Consider the following 20070-nt stretch of genomic DNA (forward strand, 5'->3'; position numbering starts at 1 on the left):
AAAGGCCGCATAAGAAGAAAGGTTCCCGTGCCTGCGACCCTCTTATACAATTGCTCCGGTCTGATTTTTGCTAGTGTTTCCTGGTTTTTACTTCCAAGTTTTTATAAGAGGAGTTGAGGACATTATGAAAAAGCATCTCGGGTATTGGGCGTTTTCGGCCATGCTGGTGGCAGCATTGACTGCTTGCGGTAAAAAAGACGAAGCGCCTGCCGCCGCCGCACCGGCCGCCGCCGCGAGCGCACCGGCGCCTGCCGTAGCCGCCGAGGAAAAAGTGCTCAATGTCTACAACTGGCCAGACTATGTCGCCAAGGACATGGTGGCCAACTTCGAGAAGGAAACCGGCATCAAGGTCAACTACCAGACCTTCGAAAACAATGAAGCCCTGCACGCCAAGCTGGTCGCCGGCAATACCGGCTACGACATCGTCGTGCCCGGCGCCGTGTTCGCCAAGCCGCAGATCGACGGCGGCCTGCTCGCCAAGCTGGACAAGACCAAAATTGCCAACTACGGCAACCTGGACCCGGCCATCATGGAAAAGCTGGGCACCATAGATCCCGGCAACGGTTATCTGGTGCCCTGGGCCTGGAGCTTCACCACGGTCGGCATCAACAAGGCCAAGGTCACCAAGGCCCTGGGCTCCACCCCCATGCCTGAAAACGCCTGGGACCTGGTGTTCAACCCGGTCTATACCGCCAAGCTCAAGTCTTGCGGCATCGCCTACCTTGACTCACCCACCGAAGTGCTGCCCCCGGCCATGCACTACCTGGGCAAAAACGCGTACTCCAACGACCCGGCCGACCACAAGGCGGCGGCCGAGATGCTGGCCAAGGTGCGCCCGCACATCCGCATGTTCTCCAGCACCATGATTGACGACCTCGCCGGCGGCAAGGCCTGCGTGGCGCTGGCCTGGGCCGGCGACATCAACATCGCCCGCGGCCGTGCGCTGGAAAACAAGAGCGGCAACGAAGTCGAGGCCCTGCTGCCCAGCACCGGCGGCCTGATCTTCTTTGACACCCTGGCCATCCCCAAGGATGCCAAGCACCCCAACAATGCCCTGGCCTTCATCAACTACTCGCTGCGCCCTGAAGTGTCCGCGTCCCTGACCAACGAGCTGGGCTACGCCACCGCCAACAAGGCCAGCCTGGCCAACGTCAAGCCTGAAATCGCCAAGGACAAGGCGGTGTTCCCCGATGCCGACAACCTGAAGAAAATGGTGTCGCCCGCCAGCTTCACCAATGAAGCCCGCGAATCCATGAGCAATGTGTTCACCGCCTTCAAAAAAGGCAAGTGACGTTTTACTGATCTCTGGCAAGCGCTGATTTCAGTGTGACCCCGGCTGTGCATGCAATGCGTTGTGTGCGCAGCTTTTTTTCATCTTGGTGCCCCTGTTCATGAACCTGCCTCCATCGCCCGGTGATGGCTATTTGCGGACCGACCAGCTGGTGAAGCGCTTTGACGGCGTGGCAGCGGTTGACGACGTTTCGCTGTCCATCCATAAAGGGGAAATCTTCGCACTGCTAGGCAGCTCGGGCTGCGGCAAGTCGACCCTGCTGCGCATGCTGGCGGGTTTTGAAAAACCGACCTCCGGTGCGGTCTTCCTCGACGGCGTGGACATTGCGTCCTTCCCGCCCTACGAGCGGCCCATCAACATGATGTTCCAGTCGTACGCGCTGTTTCCCCACCTGACGGTCTGGGACAACATCGCCTTTGGCCTGAAGCGTGAAGGCATGCCCAAGGGCGAGATCGAAGCGCGTGTGCAGGAAATGCTCAAGCTGGTCCAGCTCGAGGCCTTTGCCAGGCGCAAGCCGCACCAGCTTTCGGGCGGCCAGCAGCAGCGTGTGGCCCTGGCGCGCAGCCTGGCCAAGCGCCCCCAGCTGCTTTTGCTCGACGAACCCCTGGGCGCACTGGACAAAAAGCTGCGCGAACGCACGCAGTTCGAACTCGTCAACATTCTTGAGTCGGTGGGCGTGACCTGTGTCATGGTCACGCACGACCAGGAAGAGGCCATGGCCATGGCCTCCCGCATCGCCGTGATGAGCCACGGCCGCGTGCTGCAGGTTGGCACGCCCAAGGAAATCTACGAGCATCCCAATTGCCGTTTTGTGGCCGACTTCATCGGCAACGTCAACATGCTGGAAGGCGAGCTCACGCTGGACGAGGCCGACCGCTGCGAAGTCACCACCGACCAGGGCGTGGTCAGCGTGGGGCACGGCATCAGCGGCACGCTGGGCATGGCGGTGGCCATCGCGGTGCGGCCCGAGAAGATCCATATCGCCAAGGCCCGACCGCCTGGGGTCAGCAGCAACCTGTTCACCGGCAAGGTGCGCGAGATCGCTTATTTCGGCAGTTACAACACCTTCATCGTGGAAGCGGCTGGCGGGCGCACCCTCAAGATCACCGAGACCAACACCACGCGCCACGACAGCGACACCATCACCTGGGATGACCAGGTCTTCTTCTGGTGGGACGGCTCCGCACCGGTGGTGCTGACGCAGTAGGCCCAGTTCGCTGCCTTCAACGATTCAATCCCGGCGATGAAAAACATCCCCTCCTGGCTTCAGCTCAACCTCGGGCGGCGCTTCGTGATTGCCGTGCCTTATGTCTGGCTGCTGCTGTTTTTTGTGCTGCCTTTCCTGATCCTGCTGCGTATCAGCGTGACGGACATGGGAGGCGGCGTCGATCCCTTCGCGCCGCTGATAGAGACGGTGAAGGGCTCCTGGCACGTCCTGCTGCGCTACAACAACTACGCGTCCATCTTTATCGACAACGCGCAGGACGCCGTGGGCGGCTTCGGCAACACCATCTACATGGAGGCCTACAAAACCTCACTGAAGTACGCCTTGCTGACCACGCTGTCCTGCCTGGTCATAGGTTATCCCTTTGCCTACTTCATCGCCCGCTCGCGGCCCTCGATACGCCCGGCCTTGCTGATGCTGGTGATGCTGCCGTTCTGGACGTCCTTTCTGCTGCGCGTCTATGCCTGGAAGGGCATACTGGCCGACCAGGGCGTGCTCAACAACCTGCTGCTGTCGCTGGGCATCATCCAGGAGCCCATGGTGATGCTCTACACCGACGTCTCCATGCTGGTGGGCATGACCTATGTGTACTGCCCCTTCATGATCCTGCCGCTGTACGCCAACCTCGTGAAGATGGATTTCCGCCTGCTGGAGGCTGCGCACGACCTGGGCGCCAGCGCCTGGAAGGCCTTCTGGCTGATCACCGTGCCGCTCAGCAAGTCGGGCATCGTGGCCGGCTCCATGCTGGTGTTCATTCCCAGCGTCGGCGAGTTCGTGATTCCTTCGCTGCTGGGCGGCGCCGAAAACATCATGATCGGCCGCGTGGTCTGGGACGAGATGTTCAGCAGCAATAACTGGCCGCGCGCGTCGGCGCTCGCGGTGGTGATGATTTTGCTGATCCTGGTGCCGCTCGCCTTTTATTACCGCTCCAGCAGCGACCGCGACGCTCGGGGAGGGCACTGAGATGAAGAGCGGCATGAGAGGTATTTCCCGTTTTGTGGAAAACAACGTCGGCCGGCTCTGGATGGGGCTGGTGTACCTGTTTCTTTACATCCCGCTGTTTTTCCTCATCGTCTTTTCCTTCAACAGCACGCGGCAGGATGGTGTCTTCACCGGCTTTTCCATGCGCTGGTATGAGGCACTGCTCGCGGATTCACGGCTGGTCGAGGGCTTCTTCCTGTCGCTCAAGGTGGCGCTGATCACCGGTACGCTGTCGGTGGTGCTGGGCACCTTTGCCGCCTTTGTGCTGGTGCGTTACCTGCGCTTTACCGGGCGCACGCTGTTTTACGGCCTGGTGAATGCACCCCTGGTCATGCCCGAGGTCATCATCGGCTTGTCCCTGCTGCTGCTGATGGTGGCGGTGCAACGCACCGTGGGATGGCCCGACCGCGGCTTCATCACCATCGTGACCGGCCACACCTTGCTGGGCATGGCCTACGCCACCGTGGTGGTCCAGTCCCGCCTGAGCGAAATGGACCGCACCCTCGAGGAGGCTGCCATGGACCTGGGCTGCAGGCCCATGCAGGTGTTTTTCCTGGTGACCTTGCCCAACATCGCACCGGCCCTGGTGTCGGCCTGGCTGCTGACCTTCACGCTCTCGTTTGATGACGTGGTGATTTCGGAGTTTTTGTCGGGCCCGGGCGTGACGACCCTGCCGCAGGTGATCTTCAGCTATGCCCGCCGCGGTGTGAACCCGTCGATCTATGCGGCGGCCACGATTTTGATCACGGTGGTGTCGCTGGGTATCATCAGCTACAGCATCTATGTGATGCGCCGGCAAAAGCGCCTGGACCGCGAGATCAGTGCGGCGGCTCGACCGGAGCAGGCTTTTCCAGACCCCGTCCCGGCAAAGTAGCCAGCACCACACCGGCCAGCGCGATGCCGAAGGCGCCGACCTGGGTGGGGTTCAGTGTTTCGCCCAGCACGATGACGCCGACAGCGGCGGCGCTGATGGGCAGCAGGACGGCAAACACGCCGGCTTCGTTGGCGGGGATGGTTTTGAGGCCTGTCATCCAGAGCCACACCGTCCAGACGCTGGCAGCCAGCGAATAAAACACCAGCAGCAGCCAGAGGGAAGGCGCGACCCCGCCGAAGTCAAAACGCCAGGCCGCCCACAGGCCCAGCGGGGTGACGAGCGCAAAACCCCAGAGGTTGATCAGGGCTGAAATACGTTTGGGGCTCAGCACGCCGGTCAGTTTCTTGCCGATCACCGCATAGAAGGCCTCACACAAGACCGCGCCCACCAGCAGCAGGTTGCCCAGCCAGGCGTAGCTTGGCACCAAGTCGGTTTGCGGCCCGGCGGCGGCGTGCGCCGGCGCTGGATTTTTGGCCAGCGACACCAGCGCAATGCCGACCACGGCGCAGGCCACCGCGCCCCATACCCGCAGGCTGATGCGCTCCCGCAGGAAGAGCCAGCTCATGAGCGCGACGGCGGCCGGGATGGACGCCATGATCACGCCGGCCGCGACGGCGCTGGTCAGGCTCACGCCGAACAGCATGCAGAGGGAAAACAGGAAGTTGCCCAGGAAGGATTCCAGGAACAGCAGGCGGGCGGTTTGCTGGCTCATGGCAGCCTCTCCAGCCGGTTTTTTGAGCCAGCGCAGCATGGCCACACCGCCTATGCCAAAACGCAGCCAGGCGAGCAGAAAGACGGGCAGGGCGGCAACCAGGGGTTTGGACAGCGCCACATAGCTGCCCACCAAAGACATGCTGAGCCCGAGACAGGCGTAAGCCACAATGCGGTTCATTAAACTGGGAGTTCCTGTTGCAGCGGCCCTGCGGCCCATCGGTTGCATGGGCCGGCAGGGGATGCCGGCGCAGGCCGGAATCATGCCTTAGTTTTTTGCGGACCGAATTTCCCCGCCTTCCGATACCCAGGATTCCAAGCGATGAACGCTCTCGCCACTCGCCATGTTTTTGTCTACGGCACCCTGCGCAAAGGGGAAGAGCGCGACATCAACCGCCTGCGGCCCGCGCCGCAGTGGGTGGGGCGGGCCCGGGTGGCCGGCGTCATGCATCACCTGGGAAGCTACCCGGGCCTGGTGCTGGGCGGGATGGGTGTCGTGCACGGCGAGGTCTATGCCGTCAGCCCGGAGCTGGAGCGGGTGCTCGATGAGATCGAAGAGGTCTGGCCGCAGCAAACCGGTGAGTACACCAGGCGCGAAGTGATGGTGCAGCTGGACACCACGCCGGCGCGCGAATTGCTGTGCGTGCTCTATGAAATTTCGCCGGAGCGCACCCGGGGCAAACCCGTCATTGCCGGCGGCGACTGGGTGCTGCACCGCACCGGCCGCCAAGCCTGAATTTCAGGGCGCCTGCTGCAAGCGCGCCAGGCCCCTCTTTGCTCCTGGCTCAGGCGCGCTGCTGCTGCGCCGTTTCTGCCCTGTGCGGGCGGCGCCGCATATTTCACGATCCAATAAATTAATTTCACAATGCAAAAATTGCAAATGCTGCGCTGCGCAAATATTTCTCAATCCGAGAAATATGATTTTGTATTGCGGTATTTTTTGTGTAGTTCAATGATTTTATTGAATTTTATTTTTGTCTTATATAAGACATAAGAGCTTCACAAAGTCTTGTAGAAGACTTAAAGTGAGTCCATCGCAGTCACCACTTTTCTCTTCTTCAATTCTTTCAACTCAAGGAGCCCACCATGCCGCAAACCCTGACCGAACAACTGAGCCGCGACCAGCAGATTTCCGCCCTCGAAAAAGAATGGGCCACCAACCCGCGCTGGAAGGGCATCAAGCGCGGTTACAGCGCAGCCGACGTGGTCCGCCTGCGCGGCTCCTTCCCGATTGAGCACACGCTGGCACGCCGCGGCGCCGAAAAACTCTGGAACCTGGTCAACAACGAGCCTTACGTGAACTGCCTGGGTGCGCTCACGGGCGGCCAGGCCATGCAGCAGGTCAAGGCTGGTGTCAAAGCCATTTACCTGTCGGGCTGGCAAGTCGCCGCCGACAACAACAGCTACGCCTCCATGTACCCCGACCAGTCGCTGTACCCCGTGGACTCCGTGCCCACCGTGGTTGAGCGCATCAACAACACCTTCCGCCGCGCCGACGAGATCCAGCACTCCAAGGGCATAGACGCCGGCGACAAGGGCTATATCGACAACTTCGCGCCCATCGTGGCCGATGCCGAAGCCGGTTTCGGCGGCGTGCTCAATGCCTTCGAACTGATGAAGGCCATGATCAAGGCCGGTGCCGCCGGCGTGCACTGGGAAGACCAGCTCGCATCGGTCAAGAAATGCGGCCACATGGGCGGCAAGGTGCTGGTGCCAACCGCTGAAGCCGTACAGAAACTGGTGGCAGCCCGCATGGCTGCCGACGTCTGCGGCGTGCCCACGCTGGTGATTGCCCGCACTGATGCCGAAGCGGCCGACTTGCTGACCAGCGATTACGACGAAAACGACAAGCCTTTTATCACCGGCGAGCGCACCTCCGAAGGCTTCTACAAGACGAAAAAAGGCATTGACCAGGCCATCAGCCGCGCCATTGCTTACGCCCACTACGCCGACCTGGTGTGGTGCGAAACCGGCACGCCTGACCTGGAATTCGCCAGGAAGTTTGCTGAGGCCGTGCACAAGGTTCACCCTGGTAAATTGCTGGCTTACAACTGCTCGCCGTCCTTCAACTGGAAGAAAAACCTCGACGACGCGACCATTGCCAAGTTCCAGAAAGAATTGGGCGCGATGGGCTACAAGTACCAGTTCATCACCCTGGCCGGCATCCACTCGATGTGGTTCAACATGTTCGACCTGGCCCAGGACTACGTCAAGCGCGGCATGTCTGCCTATGTCGAGAAGGTTCAAGAACCCGAGTTCGCGGCACGTGACCGCGGCTACACCTTCGTCTCGCACCAGCAGGAAGTCGGCACCGGCTACTTCGACGAAGTCACCACGGTGATCCAGGGCGGCAAGTCCAGCGTGACCGCGCTGACCGGTTCCACCGAAGAAGAGCAGTTCCACTGAGCCACTACGCTTCAACGATTACCCATACGCTTTTGCCCTCAGGGGTGAAGCTTTAGCCCGGACGGAACCTAGGGCCTGTCCGGGCTTTTTTGCGAGTGCTTTTTGGCGTAGAGTGCTGTTTGTTACATAAAACACGACTGCGAACATCAACTGGAGGAGGTGGCTATGTCGGAGCTAACCGTAGGTTTCAAGCGTATTTCCTGTCCCGATTGCGAAGGCTCCGGCGAACTGCGCATTGAGAGCGAAAACATCAACGAGCACTTCGAAGTCGAAAAGCAGACGGTCATCACGGAATGCCCGCGTTGCCTGGGCTTGGGATTTTTGCCTCCAGGCTCGGCACAATAATCCGCTGCGGCACGCAGGCGAATGCGCTTCGGACCCGGGCTTGCCAAGCTGCCGTAAAATACGCGCATGCAATCAATCAAACTGGAAACAGGAAGGATCGTTCGGGTTATGACACCGCGAACTAGGTTCTCGTCCGTTTTCTGGAGTCATCCAGGGGGCTAGTCCGCATCCCTTGGTGATTGTTAGCTACACAATTCATAGCTTAAATCCAAATTTCCCTCTCAAAGCGCGGCATGTTCCGCGCTTTTTGTTTTGTTTTCCCACTTTTTCCCTAAAGCCCATCCCATGATTCAGATCACGCTCCCCGATGCCTCCAAGCGCGAATATCCGCAAGCCGTCACGGTCGCCGAAGTCGCTGCCTCGATAGGCACCGGTCTGGCCAAGGCCGCCCTGGGGGGCAAGGTCGATGGCAAGGTTGTGGACACCAGCTATCTGATCGACAAAGACAGCGCGGTCTCCATCATCACGGCCAAGGATGCCGATGGGCTGGACATGATCCGCCACTCTACCGCCCATTTGCTGGCCTATGCCGTGAAAGAGCTTTTCCCGGATGCGCAAGTCACGATTGGCCCGGTGATTGAAAACGGGTTTTTCTACGATTTCTCGTACAAGCGCCCGTTCACGCCGGAAGACCTGGTCGCGATCGAAAAGCGTATGACGGAACTCGCAGCCAAGGACGAACCGGTCACGCGCCGCGTGCTGCCGCGTGATGAAGCCGTGGCGCACTTCAAGAGCATAGGCGAGCACTACAAGGCCGAGATCATCGCCAGTATTCCCGCCAACGAAGACGTCTCGCTCTACCGCGAGGGCGCCTTCGAAGACCTTTGCCGTGGCCCCCACGTGCCCAGCACGGGCAAGCTGAAGTTTTTCAAGCTCATGAAAGTGGCCGGCGCCTACTGGCGCGGCGACCATCGCAACGAGATGCTGCAGCGCGTCTACGGCACGGCCTGGGCCACCAAGGATGAGCTCCAGCAGTACCTGACCATGCTCGAAGAGGCCGAAAAGCGCGACCATCGCAAGCTCGGCAAGGAACTGGACCTGTTCCACATCGACGACCACGCGCCCGGCCTGGTGTTCTGGCATCCCAAGGGCTGGACGGTCTGGCAGGGCGTGGAGCAGTACATGCGCAAGGTCTACCAGGACAACGGCTACCAGGAGGTCAAGGGCCCGCAGATCATCGACAAGACGCTGTGGGAAAAGACCGGCCACTGGGACAAGTACCGCGACAACATGTTCACGACCGAGAGCGAAAAGCGCGAATACGCGCTCAAGCCCATGAACTGCCCCGGCCATATCCTGATCTTCAAACAGGGCATCAAGAGCTACCGCGACCTGCCGCTGCGCTACGGCGAATTCGGCCAGTGCCACCGCAACGAGCCTTCGGGCGGGCTGCACGGCATCATGCGCGTGCGCGGCTTCACGCAGGACGACGGCCACATTTTTTGCACCGAGGACCAGATCCTCAAGGAGTGCGTGGACTACACCACCTTGCTGCAAAAGGTGTATGCCGACTTCGGCTTCAAGAACATCATCTACAAGGTTGCCACGCGTCCGGAAGCGCGGATCGGCTCGGATGAGAGCTGGGACAAGGCAGAGCACGCACTGATGGAAAGCCTGCGCGCGTCCGGCTGTGAGTTTGAAATCGCCCCCGGCGACGGCGCGTTTTACGGCCCCAAGATCGAATACACGCTGAAAGACGCCATCGGCCGCCAGTGGCAGTGCGGCACCATGCAGGTCGATTTTTCGATGCCGGAGCGCCTGGACGCCGAATACGTCGGTGAAGATGGCAATCGCCACCGGCCGGTGATGCTGCACCGCGCGATTGTGGGCAGCTTGGAGCGGTTTATCGGGATTTTGATCGAGGAACACGCCGGCGCGCTGCCGACCTGGCTGGCGCCTGAGCAGGTTTCGGTCCTCAATATCACCGATTCCCAGGCCGAATATGCTCGGGAAGTTGCCAAAACGCTGCAAAATCAAGGGCTTAGGGTCAACCTGGACCTGCGCAATGAGAAAATTACGTATAAAATACGGGAGCACTCGATGAAAAAGCTCCCTTACATCCTGGTCGTGGGTGACAAGGAGAAGGAAGCCGGATCCGTTGCAGTGCGCGCCCGGGGTAACAAAGACCTTGGAGTGATGCCTCTTGAAGCCTTCGCTGAAACGATTGCTTCCGACATCGCCAAAAAAGCCTGATTTTTGACAAAATTGTTGATGAATTTGGCCTGTCGTCCTTACAGGACGGGTGCAAGCCGCTATAGCTTTTATAGCAAGAGTTAAAGGATAGAACCATCGCTACTGAATTTCGTGACCGCCGTCACCGTGAAGAACGCAAGCACCGCTTGAACCGTGAAATCATGGCCCCCGAAGTGCGCCTGACCGGGCCGGACAACGAGCCTTTAGGCATTGTCAGCCTCTCGGAAGCTTTGCGGTTGGCAGGTGAGGCCGACGTGGACCTTGTTGAAATCTCCCCCACGGCGGTTCCGCCGGTATGCAGGTTGATGGATTACGGCAAGTTCAAGTACGCCGAGCAAAAAAAGGCGGCGGAAGCGAAGTCCAAGCAAAAAGTGATCGAGATCAAGGAAGTCAAATTCCGGCCCGGCACTGACGATGGGGACTACAACATCAAATTGCGCAACATCAAGCGCTTTTTGGAAGAGGGCGACAAGTGCAAGATTACCTTGCGCTTTCGCGGCCGCGAAATCACGCACCAGGAACTGGGCTTGGCCCTGCTGGCGCGCATTCGCGACGAGTTGGCGGATTTGATTGTGGTGGAGCAGTTCCCCAAGCTTGAAGGCAGGCAGATGGTCATGATGATCGCGCCGGGCCGCAAGAAACCCGGCGGCAAGCCGGCAGCGGAAACTGCAGCACCGGCCCCTTCGGCCGCGGCCTGAGGGATTGAAAAGAACACAGGTTTGCCGGAGTGATCCGGCAAGCTGTTGAGGGGATGCCGCGAGGCGTTTCCTGTGAGACAAGGCAACAAGCCTTTCTCCAAAAGTGGCGGGGTCAAACCCGCCGCGACCAGCGGATGTTGAAAAGCATTCGCCGGCAGTGGCAAGCGTCATAACTTGCCACTGACAAGTGGCTCGGGGCCATCAAGTCTGCGGAAGGTTCGCAGCGCCTCACGAGCACAAATGAAAAGGAGCATTTACATGCCCAAAATGAAGACCAAGAGCAGCGCGAAGAAACGCTTTCGCGTTCGTCCGGGTGGTACCGTCAAGCGCGGCCAAGCCTTCAAACGTCACATTCTGACCAAGAAGACCACCAAAAACAAACGCCATCTGCGTGGTGCAGTGACTGTTCATGAGACCAATATGGGTCACATGGCACAGATGCTCCCCGGCCAGGGCATTTAATTAACGACGAACAAGGAGTACACACATGCCTCGCGTCAAACGTGGTGTAACGGCTCGCGCCCGCCACAAAAAAGTTTTAACCCTTGCTAAAGGTTTCCGCGGCCGCCGCGGCAATGTCTTCCGTATCGCCAAAGAAGCGGTAATGAAGGCTGGGCAATATGCCTACCGTGACCGCCGTACCAAGAAGCGCGTGTTCCGCCAGTTGTGGATCGCCCGTATCAATGCTGCAAGCCGTTCATTCGGCTTGACCTACAGCCAGTTTGCCAACGGTCTGAAGAAAGCCGGCATCGAGATCGACCGCAAGGTTCTGTCCGACATGGCCATCAATGACAGCGCTGCTTTCGGCGCCATCGTTGAACAGGTGAAAGCCAAGCTGGCCGCCTGATTTTCAGGCCAGGCGGTATTGACGCGATCCGATCAATCACTGCCTTCGCAAGAAAATAAAAGGGCTGGAGCTTGAAAAGGCTCTGGCCCTTTTTCATGGTTTTTTCCGCAGTGCTAACTCCCCGCCGGCGTGGTGAGAGTGCTGCCGAAAGCGCCTTTGCCGTTTTGTATTTCGAACAAGAGAACGTATGACCCAACCTGATGCCCTCCAAGAGCTGGTCAGCAGCGCCCAGGCCAGCTTTGCGCAGGCCAATACGCCCGCCGACCTGGAAAACGCCAAAGCGCAGTTCCTGGGCAAGACCGGCCGTGTGACCGAGTTGATGAAGGGCATGGCGGCCCTCAGCGTGGAGGAGAAAAAATCCCGCGGCGCCGCCATCAACCTGGCCAAGCAAGCCATTGAAGCCGCGCTGAACGCGCGCCGTCAGGCCCTGGCCGATGCCGAACTGCAAAAGCAGCTCAAAGCCGAGGCGCTTGACGTGAGCCTGCCCGGCCGGCAGCGCGTGCACGGCGGCCTGCATCCCGTCTCGCTGACCCTTGAGCGCATCGAAGGCATTTTCGGTTCCATGGGTTTCGACGTGGCCCAGGGCCCCGAGATCGAGACCGACTGGTTCAACTTCACGGCGCTCAACACGCCGGAAGACCATCCGGCGCGGTCCATGCACGACACCTTTTATGTCGAAGGCGGCACCGAGGCCGCGCCCAACCTGCTGCGCACCCACACCAGCCCGATGCAGATCCGCTATGCGGTGCAGCATGTCAAGAAGCACCGTGCCTTGATCGATGCCGGCGGCCGCATGCCCGAGATCCGCGTCATCGCGCCGGGCCGCACCTACCGTGTCGACAGCGATGCCACCCACTCGCCCATGTTCCACCAGTGCGAAGGCCTGTGGATAGGCGAGAACGTGAGCTTCAAGGACCTCAAGTTCGTCTTCACCGATTTCTGCCGCACCTTCTTTGAAAGCGACGACCTGGTGCTGCGCTTTCGTCCCAGCTTTTTCCCCTTCACCGAGCCCAGCGCCGAGATCGACATCCAGTTCCAGACCGGCCCGCTCGCCGGCCGCTGGCTGGAAGTGGCCGGCTCCGGCCAGGTGCACCCGAACGTGGTGCGCAACATGGGCTTGGATCCCGAGAAATACATCGGCTTTGCCTTCGGCATGGGCCCGGACCGCCTGACCATGCTGCGCTATGGCGTCAACGACCTGCGCCTGTTTTTCGACGGCGACATCCGCTTCCTCTCGCAGTTCCAGTCATAAGCCACAAGAACAAGAACAACAAGGTCTCACCATGCAATTCCCAGAATCCTGGTTGCGCGAATTCTGCAACCCACCGCTCGACACCCAGCAACTCGCCGACACCCTCACCATGGCCGGCCTCGAGGTCGAAGAGCTCAAGCCCGTGGCGCCGCCCTTTAGCAGGATCGTCGTCGGCGAAATCAAGGAAGCTGTTCAGCACCCCGACGCCGACCGCCTGCGCGTCTGCCAGGTTGACGTAGGGCAGGGCAGCCTGCTCAACATCGTCTGCGGCGCGCCCAATGCCCGTGTCGGCATCAAGGTGCCCTGCGCCTTGGTGGGCGCCGAACTGCCGCCCGGCGAAGACGGCAAGCCCTTCCTGATCAAGGTCGGCAAGCTGCGCGGCGTGGAGAGCCAGGGCATGCTGTGCTCGGCGCGAGAACTCAAGCTCTCCGAAGACCATGGCGGCCTGCTCGAGCTGGCCGCCGATGCGCCGCTGGGCCAGAACATCCGCGAGCACCTGCGGCTGGACGACACCCTGTTCACCCTCAAGCTCACACCCAATCTCGCGCATTGCCTGAGCGTTTATGGTGTCGCGCGCGAAGTCGCCGCGCTCACCGGCGCGCCGCTGCATACGCCGTCCATCCCGGCCGTGACCGCGGTCGATGCGACCAAAGTGCCGGTCAAAATCAGCGCTCCCGATCTTTGCGGCCGCTTTTCAGGCCGCGTGGTGCGCAACGTCAATACCAAAGCCGCCACGCCGCAATGGATGGTGGACCGCCTGGCGCGTTGCGGCCAGCGCAGCGTGACCGCTCTCGTGGATATTTCCAACTACGTGATGTTCGAGCTGGGCCGCCCCTCGCACATCTTTGATCTCGACAAGATCCACGGCGGGCTCGACGTGCGTTGGGGCAAGCCCGGCGAGACGCTCAAGCTGCTCAACGGCAACACCGTGACGGTCGATGAAAAAGTCGGTGTGATCGCCGACGACGCGCAAGTCGAATCGCTGGCCGGCATCATGGGCGGCGACGCCACCGCGGTGTCTGATGATACGAAACATGTTTACGTCGAAGCCGCTTTCTGGTGGCCCAAGTCCATCGCCGGCCGCTCGCGCCGCTACAACTTTTCGACCGATGCGGGCCATCGTTTCGAGCGCGGCGTTGACCCCGGCCACACCGTGGAGCACATCGAGCGCATCACCCAGCTGATCATCGATATCTGCGGCACGGCGCAAACCGTGTGCGGTCCCATGGACGACCAGCAGGTCAACGTGCCCAAGGCGGTGCCCGTCACCCTGCGCGTGGCACGTGCCGCCAAGGTGATCGGCATGCCGCTCACCCAGGCGCAGTGCCTGGATGCGCTACAGCGGCTGGGCTTGCCGGTGACGCAAGGCGAGGGCACGCTGACCGTGACCCCGCCCAGCTACCGCTTCGACCTGCAAATCGAGGAAGACCTCGTCGAAGAGGTGGTGCGCATGGTGGGCTACAACCATTTGCCCGACACGCCGCCCCTGGCGCCCATCACGGCGCGGCTGCGTCTTGAGGCCGAGCGCAGCCCTTTTGCCGTGCGCCGCGCGCTGGCTTCGCTGGGCTACCAGGAAACCATCAACTTCAGCTTTGTGGAAGAGCGCTGGGAGCATGAACTCGCCGGCAACGCTAACCCCATCAAGCTGCTCAATCCGATCGCCAGCCAGATGAGCGTCATGCGCAGCTCGCTGCTGGGTTCGTTGCTGCAGGTGCTCAAGTTCAACCTGGACCGCAAGGCATCCCGTGTGAGCGTGTTTGAGCTGGGCCGCGTCTTCCTGCGCGACGCGCATAGCCAGAACACCGACACCACCGTGGCCGGCTTCGGCCAGCCCATGCGTGTCGCGGGCTTGGCCTACGGACCGCGCTCGGCCATGAACTGGAGCCAGTCTGACAAGGCGGTGGATTTCTTCGACATCAAGGGCGACGTCGAGGCCTTGCTCGCGCCGCTTCAGGCGGTCTTTACGCCCGCCGCACATCCGGCCATGCATCCCGGCCGCTGCGCTGCCGTGTCGGTGGGCGGCAAGGCCATCGGCTTTGTGGGCGAGTTGCATCCGCAGTGGCGCCAGGGCTATGAACTGGCCCAAGCGCCGCTGTTGTTTGAACTGGAACTGGATGCGGTCTTGCAGAGGCCGGTGCCTGAGTTCCAGCCGGTGAGCAAACTGCAGCCCGTGGAGCGCGACATCGCCGTCATTGTTGCGGAGAGTGTCACGCATGCAGCGCTCATGGCGGCCATCCACGGCGCGGCTACGCAAGGCTTGCTCAAAGGCGCGACTTTGTTCGACGTCTATCGGCCGCAACAAGCCGGCGCCAGCATGCAACTGGGTGAAAAAAGCCTGGCCGTGCGCTTGGTCCTTTCGAGCGACACCGCTACACTGACCGACGAGGAGATTGAGGCGGCCGTTCAGGCGGTTCTCGCGAATCTGCAAGGTCAAGTCGGGGCGCGCCTGCGTGCCTGAGGCTTCCACGAACCCTCCAAAATAAAAACGCCCGGAGCACTGCCGCATGGAATTTTCTGTTGAAAGCCTGGAAACCCCGGCATTGACCAAGGCGCACCTCGCCGAACTGCTGTTTGAACAGATCGGACTCAACAAGCGCGAATCGAAAGACATGATCGACGCGTTCTTCGACCTGATTTCAGACAGCCTGGTCGACGGAAATGATGTAAAAATTTCCGGTTTCGGCAATTTCCAGATCCGCACCAAGGCTCCGCGTCCCGGCCGGAACCCCCGCACCGGCGAGGCTATCCCCATCCAGGCCCGCCGCGTGGTCACTTTCCACGCCAGTCACAAGCTCAAAGATCAGATACAAGGCGAAAATCCGGCCGAACAGCTTGGGTGAGCCTTGGCATCGCGGATGCCGTCTTATTGCACTGCTGTGGCTTGGTAACTTCGTGTTACTTGTGTGACGGAACAACAGATTTCAAAAAAGCCAAGTAACTCTTTGCGCTAACTTTCTACTTAGAGTAGATTTAGAGGTTTCCCCTTTAGCGCATTGATTTAATTGGAGAAAACCCTTCCACCCATCCCGGCGAAACGCTATTTCACCATCGGTGAAGTCAGCGACTTGTGCGGCGTCAAACCTCATGTGCTCCGTTATTGGGAGCAGGAGTTTACGCAGCTGCGCCCGATGAAACGGCGTGGCAACCGGCGCTACTACCAGCACCACGAGGTGCTCATGATCCGGCGCATCCGCGACCTGCTCTACGACCAGGGCTTCACCATCAGCGGCGCGCGCAACAAGCTCCAGGAAATCGTCCAGATTGAACGCGACAAGCGCCGCAACGGCGAAGTCATGCTTGATGGTGTTGAGGTGCTCGAAGGTGGTGAGTCTCTGCTGGAGGACTTTGAGGATTCGACGGACCACTCCGACTTCGAAGACAGCGAGCCCGAGGGCGCCGACCTGCCAACGGGGACGGCCGCGCAGCAACGGCTGCAGCTGGTGCGCCGCGAGTTGTTCGAAATCCGTGATCTCCTGGGCAACAACCACTGAGAAGCGCTCGCGGCAGGCTATAATCTGAGGCTTGTCGGTGTGTGGCGCAGCCTGGTAGCGCACTTGCATGGGGTGCAAGGGGTCGAAGGTTCGAATCCTTTCACACCGACCATTAAAAATAAAAAGCCGGTCAGCGTTTGCTGACCGGCTTTTTTGTTTCTGCCTGCGACTACGCCGACGTGGCTGCAGCCTGGATCGACCGCCGAAGCGCGGCCCGTGCCAGCAGGCGCGTCGAGTCCAGCGTCGGCAAGGGCGAATTGGCGTCGCTCATGATCAGCGGGATCTCGGTGCAGCCCAGTACGACGGCGTCGCAGCCCGCGCCTTTCATGCGCGACATCACTTGCTGGAAGTAGGTGATCCCCTCGGGTTTGAACACACCGTACACCAGCTCGTCCATGATGATGCGGTTGATCTCGTCACGTTCGGCGTCGGTGGGGCGCAGGAAGTCCAGCCCGCGCGCGTGGAGTTTGTCGGGGTAGACCTCGCTACCCACCAGCCAGCGGGTGCCGGTAATGCCGATGCGCAGAAAACCGCGTTGCGCGGCTTCCTCGGCAACGACCTCGGCAATATGCAGCCAGGGCAGGGGCGAGCGCGCCTCAACGTGCGCGAAGGCCTGGTGAATGGTGTTGTCGGGGCAGATCAGAAAGTCGGCGCCCGCCGCCGCGAGCTTGTGGGCCGAGGCCAGCATGATGTCGCCCACGCCGCGCCAGTCGTCCTGGTAAATGCAGGCCATGTAATCCGAAAGTGAGGGGGTGTGAAGCGACACCTCGGGGTGGGCATGCGGGCCGAGCAGCTTGGCGCCTTCGGTGCAAATGGTCTGGTAACAAAGCGCCGCGCCTTCCGCGGAGCAGCCGACGATGCCGATGTGTTGGGGTTTCACCATGGTGTTTACGACCTTGTGCGAGGGATGCCGCCGCAGCGGGAACTCGTGCGGCTGCCTGCTCAGTTGGCGCCTGCGCCGCGGGATTTCAACTCCCGGAAAACCCTGATCGCTCAGGCCGGCTCGGATGCCAGTTCGGGTGACGCTGCTGCAGCCGGCCCGGCGTCGGCTTCGCCCTCGCCCTCGCCCAGTTCACCACCCAGCGCATCCAGCACGTCGGGAATCAGCGAAGACAGCTCGCCGGTGATGATGGCCGCATCGGTGTCAAAGCCGTCGTCGTCCTTCCCCTTTTCCTGCACGCCGTCGAGCACCACGTCGAGCAGTTTCAGTTTTTTAAGCTGCGCGGTTTCGGTGAGCACAAAGGACACGCGCTCGTTCCAGGTCATGGCCAGCTGCGTGGGCAGCTTGCCGGCTGCGATGTGCTGGGCCACTTCGTCGATGTCCAGCGTATGGCGCGAATAGCGCACCGTCGCCTTCTGGTCGTCTGGCGTCTTGAGTTCGCAGTCACGGTCCACCGTGAAGTTGTAGGGCGCCTCGCGGGTCGACAGCCAGTGGGACATCGCCGCGGCGGCGGACATCTGCGTCTGGATGGGGCTGGCCTTGAGGCCGGGCAGCGCGCCCGGGATTTCGCTGAGCGCTTCCACCAGGTAGCTGATGACTTTGTCGGCGCCCGTGAGGTTGCCGGAATCGACCACCAGGAATTTGTTTACCGGGTCTACCCACAGCGTGGTGGTGGATCGTTTGGTGAAGGCGCGCGGCAGCAGGTCCAGCATGGCTTCCTGCTTGAATTCTTTTTTGATCTTGGCGCCCACGCGTTCGCGGCCGGTTTCTTCTTTGTATTTTTCAATGCGTTCATCCACCGCGGCTTTGACGGCCGAGGAGGGCACGGGCCGGCGCTCGGTGCACAGCCGCGCGATCACCGAGCGGCCTACGCTTTCGAGCAGCACGGTGCTCTTGTTGCCGCGCGGCGGCACCCAGCCACTGGACTCGGGCTCGGTCGCGCCGCAGGGAACAAAGCGATGCGATTGGAAAATTTCTTCCAGCGCCTCCAGCGGCGGCAACACAAAATCATCGGCAATGCGGAAAAAGATCGCGGTATTGAACATGGATTCCGGGGAGGTGTTGGGGAAAGAGGGGAAAGAGGGAAAAGGGGAAGAGGAGAAAGAAGCCGGTCGCAGGGGCCGGGACCCGGGCCAAGGCCTTTTGCCGACATGGGCCGGTATGCGGGAAATTCTACCGGGGTCTGTGGCGCCGGCGGCCGGCCTTATGCGATGTCGCTCGTATGGATGCCAAAGGCGCCCTTGCGCCTGTCTTCAAAGTAGCGTTCCAGGGTTTCCTTGACCGTCTTGAAGGCTATTTCGTCCCAGGGAATTTCGGCTTCGGTGAACAGCCGTGCCTCTATGGTTTCGTGGCCGGGATTGAACTCGGTGCTCAAAAGCCGTGCCCGGTAAAACAAATGGACCTGGCCGACGCGCACCACGTTCATCACGGTGAAAAGGCCCAGCATTTCAAACTGAGCGCCGGCCTCTTCATCGGTCTCGCGGGCCGCGCCCTCGGCGGTGGTTTCGCCCAGCTCCATGAAGCCCGCGGGCAAAGTCCATTTGCCCCAGCGCGGTTCGATGTTGCGTTTGCAGAGCAGCACCTGCGCGCCATCCTCGCCCCAGGTGGGCACGGTGCCGACCACATTCAGCGGGTTTTCATAGTGGACGGTGTTGCAGGCCGGGCAGACCGCGCGCTCCTTGGTGTCGCCGTCATCCGGCAGCCTGTAGGCCACGGCGGTGCCGCAGACACGGCAATGTTTCAGGGGAGGGCGGTGCATCAAATGAGTGTAGCGGCTTCGTGCCCGGGCAGACTCGCCCAGGCACGCGGGCGCCTGCAGGGCTCTCGCCTATTTGAGAGAGGAGTAATTGAGCGGAACCCAGGCGTAAGACTTGCCGGCAGCCTTGCGCACATGGCCCAGGCCCGGGAAGGCGATGTGGGCGGAGCCGACCAGGTAGCCGCCCTTGGCCGCGGCGGCATAGGCCAGGGCTCGCTCTTTGGCGGCCGGTTCGGAATCACTGTCGAACTTGATGGTGACGCCGGGATCGTCGAACTGGACGGCCGCCACATGCATCAGGTCGCCCCACAGCACCAGCTTCTCGCCCTTGCTTTCCACCACATACACGCTGTGGCCGGCCGTGTGGCCGTGAGACGGCTGGGCGCTGATGCCGGGCACGAGTTCGGTGCGGCCCTCGAAGGTCTTGAGTTTGCCAGCTGCCGCGTAGGGCTTGATGGATGCCATCGCACCCTGGAAGAAGCCTTGCGATTCCTTGGGCGCCGCGTTCATCTTGGCTTCGTCCAGCCAGAAATCGGCGTCGGCCTTGTCCACGCGCACGATGGCGTTGGGAAAGGCGACGGCGCCGCCCGCCACCAGGCCGCCCACGTGGTCGGGGTGCATATGGGTGATGTAGATCTCATCGACCTGCTCGGGCTGGTAGCCGGCCGCCTTGAGGTTGGCCTGCAGGCTGCCCAGCGTGGGGCCGAACAGGCCGGCTGCGCCGGTGTCAATCAGCACCAGCTTGCTGCCGGTGTTGATGAGGTAGGCATTGACCGAGGTTTCCACCTTGTCGCCCAGGAAGGCGCGTTTCAGGGCTGCGTCGACCTTGGCTGGCGTGGTGCGGGTCAGCAGGTCCTTGACGGGCAATTTGACGGTTCCGTCGGACAGCGCGGTGACTTCAAAGTCGCCGAGCATGACGCGGTAGTAGCCCGGGGCCTGGGTCTTGACCATGGGGCCGGCGGCAAAGGCGCTGAGCGCGGAGCCTGCCAGCAGGACACTGAGGGCGAGGTGCTTGAAAGTGAAAGGACGCGGCATGAGGTTCCCCTTGAGTTGTTGCTGT

20 protein-coding genes and 1 tRNA gene are annotated in these 20070 nt (G+C 61.1%); 16 read left to right on the forward strand and 5 right to left on the reverse strand.

Translation table 11 applies throughout. The annotated features are described in order from the left end of the window. The first annotated feature begins 124 nt into the window (after positions 1 to 124). From AC1DXS_RS11340 to AC1DXS_RS11355, 4 genes are all read left to right on the forward strand, one after another. Positions 125 to 1291: an extracellular solute-binding protein gene (locus AC1DXS_RS11340; protein ID WP_477737609.1), complete on the forward strand. Its 1167-nt coding sequence runs from the start codon at positions 125 to 127 to the stop codon at positions 1289 to 1291. Between the two features lie 100 nt (positions 1292 to 1391). After that, positions 1392 to 2498 carry an ABC transporter ATP-binding protein gene (locus AC1DXS_RS11345; RefSeq protein WP_477737610.1) on the forward strand — a complete coding sequence of 369 codons (1107 nt, stop codon included), beginning with the start codon at positions 1392 to 1394 and terminating at the stop codon, positions 2496 to 2498. Between the two features lie 36 nt (positions 2499 to 2534). Next, positions 2535 to 3479, forward strand: coding sequence for an ABC transporter permease (locus AC1DXS_RS11350; protein ID WP_007870705.1), 945 nt, complete (start codon positions 2535 to 2537; stop codon positions 3477 to 3479). Between the two features lie 13 nt (positions 3480 to 3492). Next, positions 3493 to 4371 carry an ABC transporter permease gene (locus AC1DXS_RS11355; RefSeq protein WP_477737611.1) on the forward strand — a complete coding sequence of 293 codons (879 nt, stop codon included), beginning with the start codon at positions 3493 to 3495 and terminating at the stop codon, positions 4369 to 4371. Here AC1DXS_RS11355 and AC1DXS_RS11360 read toward each other — a convergent pair. Further along, the gene (locus tag AC1DXS_RS11360) at positions 4316 to 5263 is read right to left on the reverse strand and encodes a DMT family transporter (protein WP_477737612.1); all 948 of its coding nucleotides are present in this window, start codon (positions 5261 to 5263) and stop codon (positions 4316 to 4318) included. The two genes, AC1DXS_RS11355 and AC1DXS_RS11360, sit on opposite strands and share 56 nt — an antisense overlap. Positions 5264 to 5404: 141 nt before the next feature. Here AC1DXS_RS11360 and AC1DXS_RS11365 point away from each other — a divergent pair, with 141 nt between their 5' ends. The 12 genes from AC1DXS_RS11365 to AC1DXS_RS11420 all read left to right on the forward strand — a co-directional run bounded on the left by AC1DXS_RS11365 (position 5405) and on the right by AC1DXS_RS11420 (position 16426). Beyond that, positions 5405 to 5818 carry a gamma-glutamylcyclotransferase family protein gene (locus tag AC1DXS_RS11365; protein ID WP_477737613.1) on the forward strand — a complete coding sequence of 138 codons (414 nt, stop codon included), beginning with the start codon at positions 5405 to 5407 and terminating at the stop codon, positions 5816 to 5818. A 350-nt stretch (positions 5819 to 6168) separates the two neighbouring features. Beyond that, on the forward strand, positions 6169 to 7488 hold the full coding sequence (gene aceA, locus AC1DXS_RS11370) for an isocitrate lyase (RefSeq protein ID WP_007870714.1): 1320 nt from the start codon (positions 6169 to 6171) through the stop codon (positions 7486 to 7488). A gap of 165 nt (positions 7489 to 7653) precedes the next feature. Then, a complete protein-coding gene (locus AC1DXS_RS11375; protein WP_477737614.1) occupies positions 7654 to 7833 on the forward strand; it encodes a hypothetical protein in 180 nt (59 codons plus the stop codon). Positions 7834 to 8118: 285 nt separating this feature from the next. Beyond that, entirely contained in the window at positions 8119 to 10026 is a 1908-nt protein-coding gene (thrS, locus tag AC1DXS_RS11380; RefSeq protein WP_477737615.1) for a threonine--tRNA ligase, read from the forward strand. Between the two features lie 95 nt (positions 10027 to 10121). Next, complete coding sequence (infC, locus tag AC1DXS_RS11385; protein ID WP_477737644.1) at positions 10122 to 10724, forward strand: translation initiation factor IF-3; 603 nt, start codon at positions 10122 to 10124, stop codon at positions 10722 to 10724. A 258-nt stretch (positions 10725 to 10982) separates the two neighbouring features. Further along, positions 10983 to 11186, forward strand: a complete 204-nt coding sequence (gene rpmI, locus AC1DXS_RS11390; protein ID WP_066266229.1) for a 50S ribosomal protein L35 — start codon at positions 10983 to 10985, stop codon at positions 11184 to 11186. A 25-nt stretch (positions 11187 to 11211) separates the two neighbouring features. After that, complete coding sequence (gene rplT, locus AC1DXS_RS11395) at positions 11212 to 11571, forward strand: 50S ribosomal protein L20 (protein ID WP_007870727.1); 360 nt, start codon at positions 11212 to 11214, stop codon at positions 11569 to 11571. Positions 11572 to 11758: 187 nt separating this feature from the next. After that, entirely contained in the window at positions 11759 to 12823 is a 1065-nt protein-coding gene (gene pheS, locus AC1DXS_RS11400; RefSeq protein WP_477737616.1) for a phenylalanine--tRNA ligase subunit alpha, read from the forward strand. A gap of 31 nt (positions 12824 to 12854) precedes the next feature. Beyond that, positions 12855 to 15281, forward strand: a complete 2427-nt coding sequence (gene pheT, locus AC1DXS_RS11405) for a phenylalanine--tRNA ligase subunit beta (RefSeq protein ID WP_477737617.1) — start codon at positions 12855 to 12857, stop codon at positions 15279 to 15281. A 46-nt stretch (positions 15282 to 15327) separates the two neighbouring features. Next, positions 15328 to 15663, forward strand: coding sequence for an integration host factor subunit alpha (locus AC1DXS_RS11410; protein ID WP_477737618.1), 336 nt, complete (start codon positions 15328 to 15330; stop codon positions 15661 to 15663). Between the two features lie 162 nt (positions 15664 to 15825). Continuing rightward, positions 15826 to 16314: a MerR family transcriptional regulator gene (locus AC1DXS_RS11415; protein WP_436154061.1), complete on the forward strand. Its 489-nt coding sequence runs from the start codon at positions 15826 to 15828 to the stop codon at positions 16312 to 16314. 35 nt (positions 16315 to 16349) lie between these two features. After that, positions 16350 to 16426, forward strand: a tRNA-Pro gene (locus tag AC1DXS_RS11420). Positions 16427 to 16483: 57 nt separating this feature from the next. Here AC1DXS_RS11420 and AC1DXS_RS11425 read toward each other — a convergent pair. The 4 genes from AC1DXS_RS11425 to AC1DXS_RS11440 form a co-directional block, all read right to left on the reverse strand. After that, positions 16484 to 17197: an aspartate/glutamate racemase family protein gene (locus AC1DXS_RS11425; protein ID WP_477737619.1), complete on the reverse strand. Its 714-nt coding sequence runs from the start codon at positions 17195 to 17197 to the stop codon at positions 16484 to 16486. Between the two features lie 110 nt (positions 17198 to 17307). After that, on the reverse strand, positions 17308 to 18300 hold the full coding sequence (locus tag AC1DXS_RS11430) for a recombination-associated protein RdgC (RefSeq protein ID WP_477737620.1): 993 nt from the start codon (positions 18298 to 18300) through the stop codon (positions 17308 to 17310). 158 nt (positions 18301 to 18458) lie between these two features. Further along, on the reverse strand, positions 18459 to 19013 hold the full coding sequence (locus tag AC1DXS_RS11435) for an NUDIX hydrolase (protein ID WP_477737621.1): 555 nt from the start codon (positions 19011 to 19013) through the stop codon (positions 18459 to 18461). A 69-nt stretch (positions 19014 to 19082) separates the two neighbouring features. After that, on the reverse strand, positions 19083 to 20045 hold the full coding sequence (locus AC1DXS_RS11440) for an MBL fold metallo-hydrolase (RefSeq protein WP_477737622.1): 963 nt from the start codon (positions 20043 to 20045) through the stop codon (positions 19083 to 19085). Between the last annotated feature and the right edge of the window lie 25 nt (positions 20046 to 20070).

This window comes from Polaromonas sp. P3_B1 (assembly GCF_056402935.1).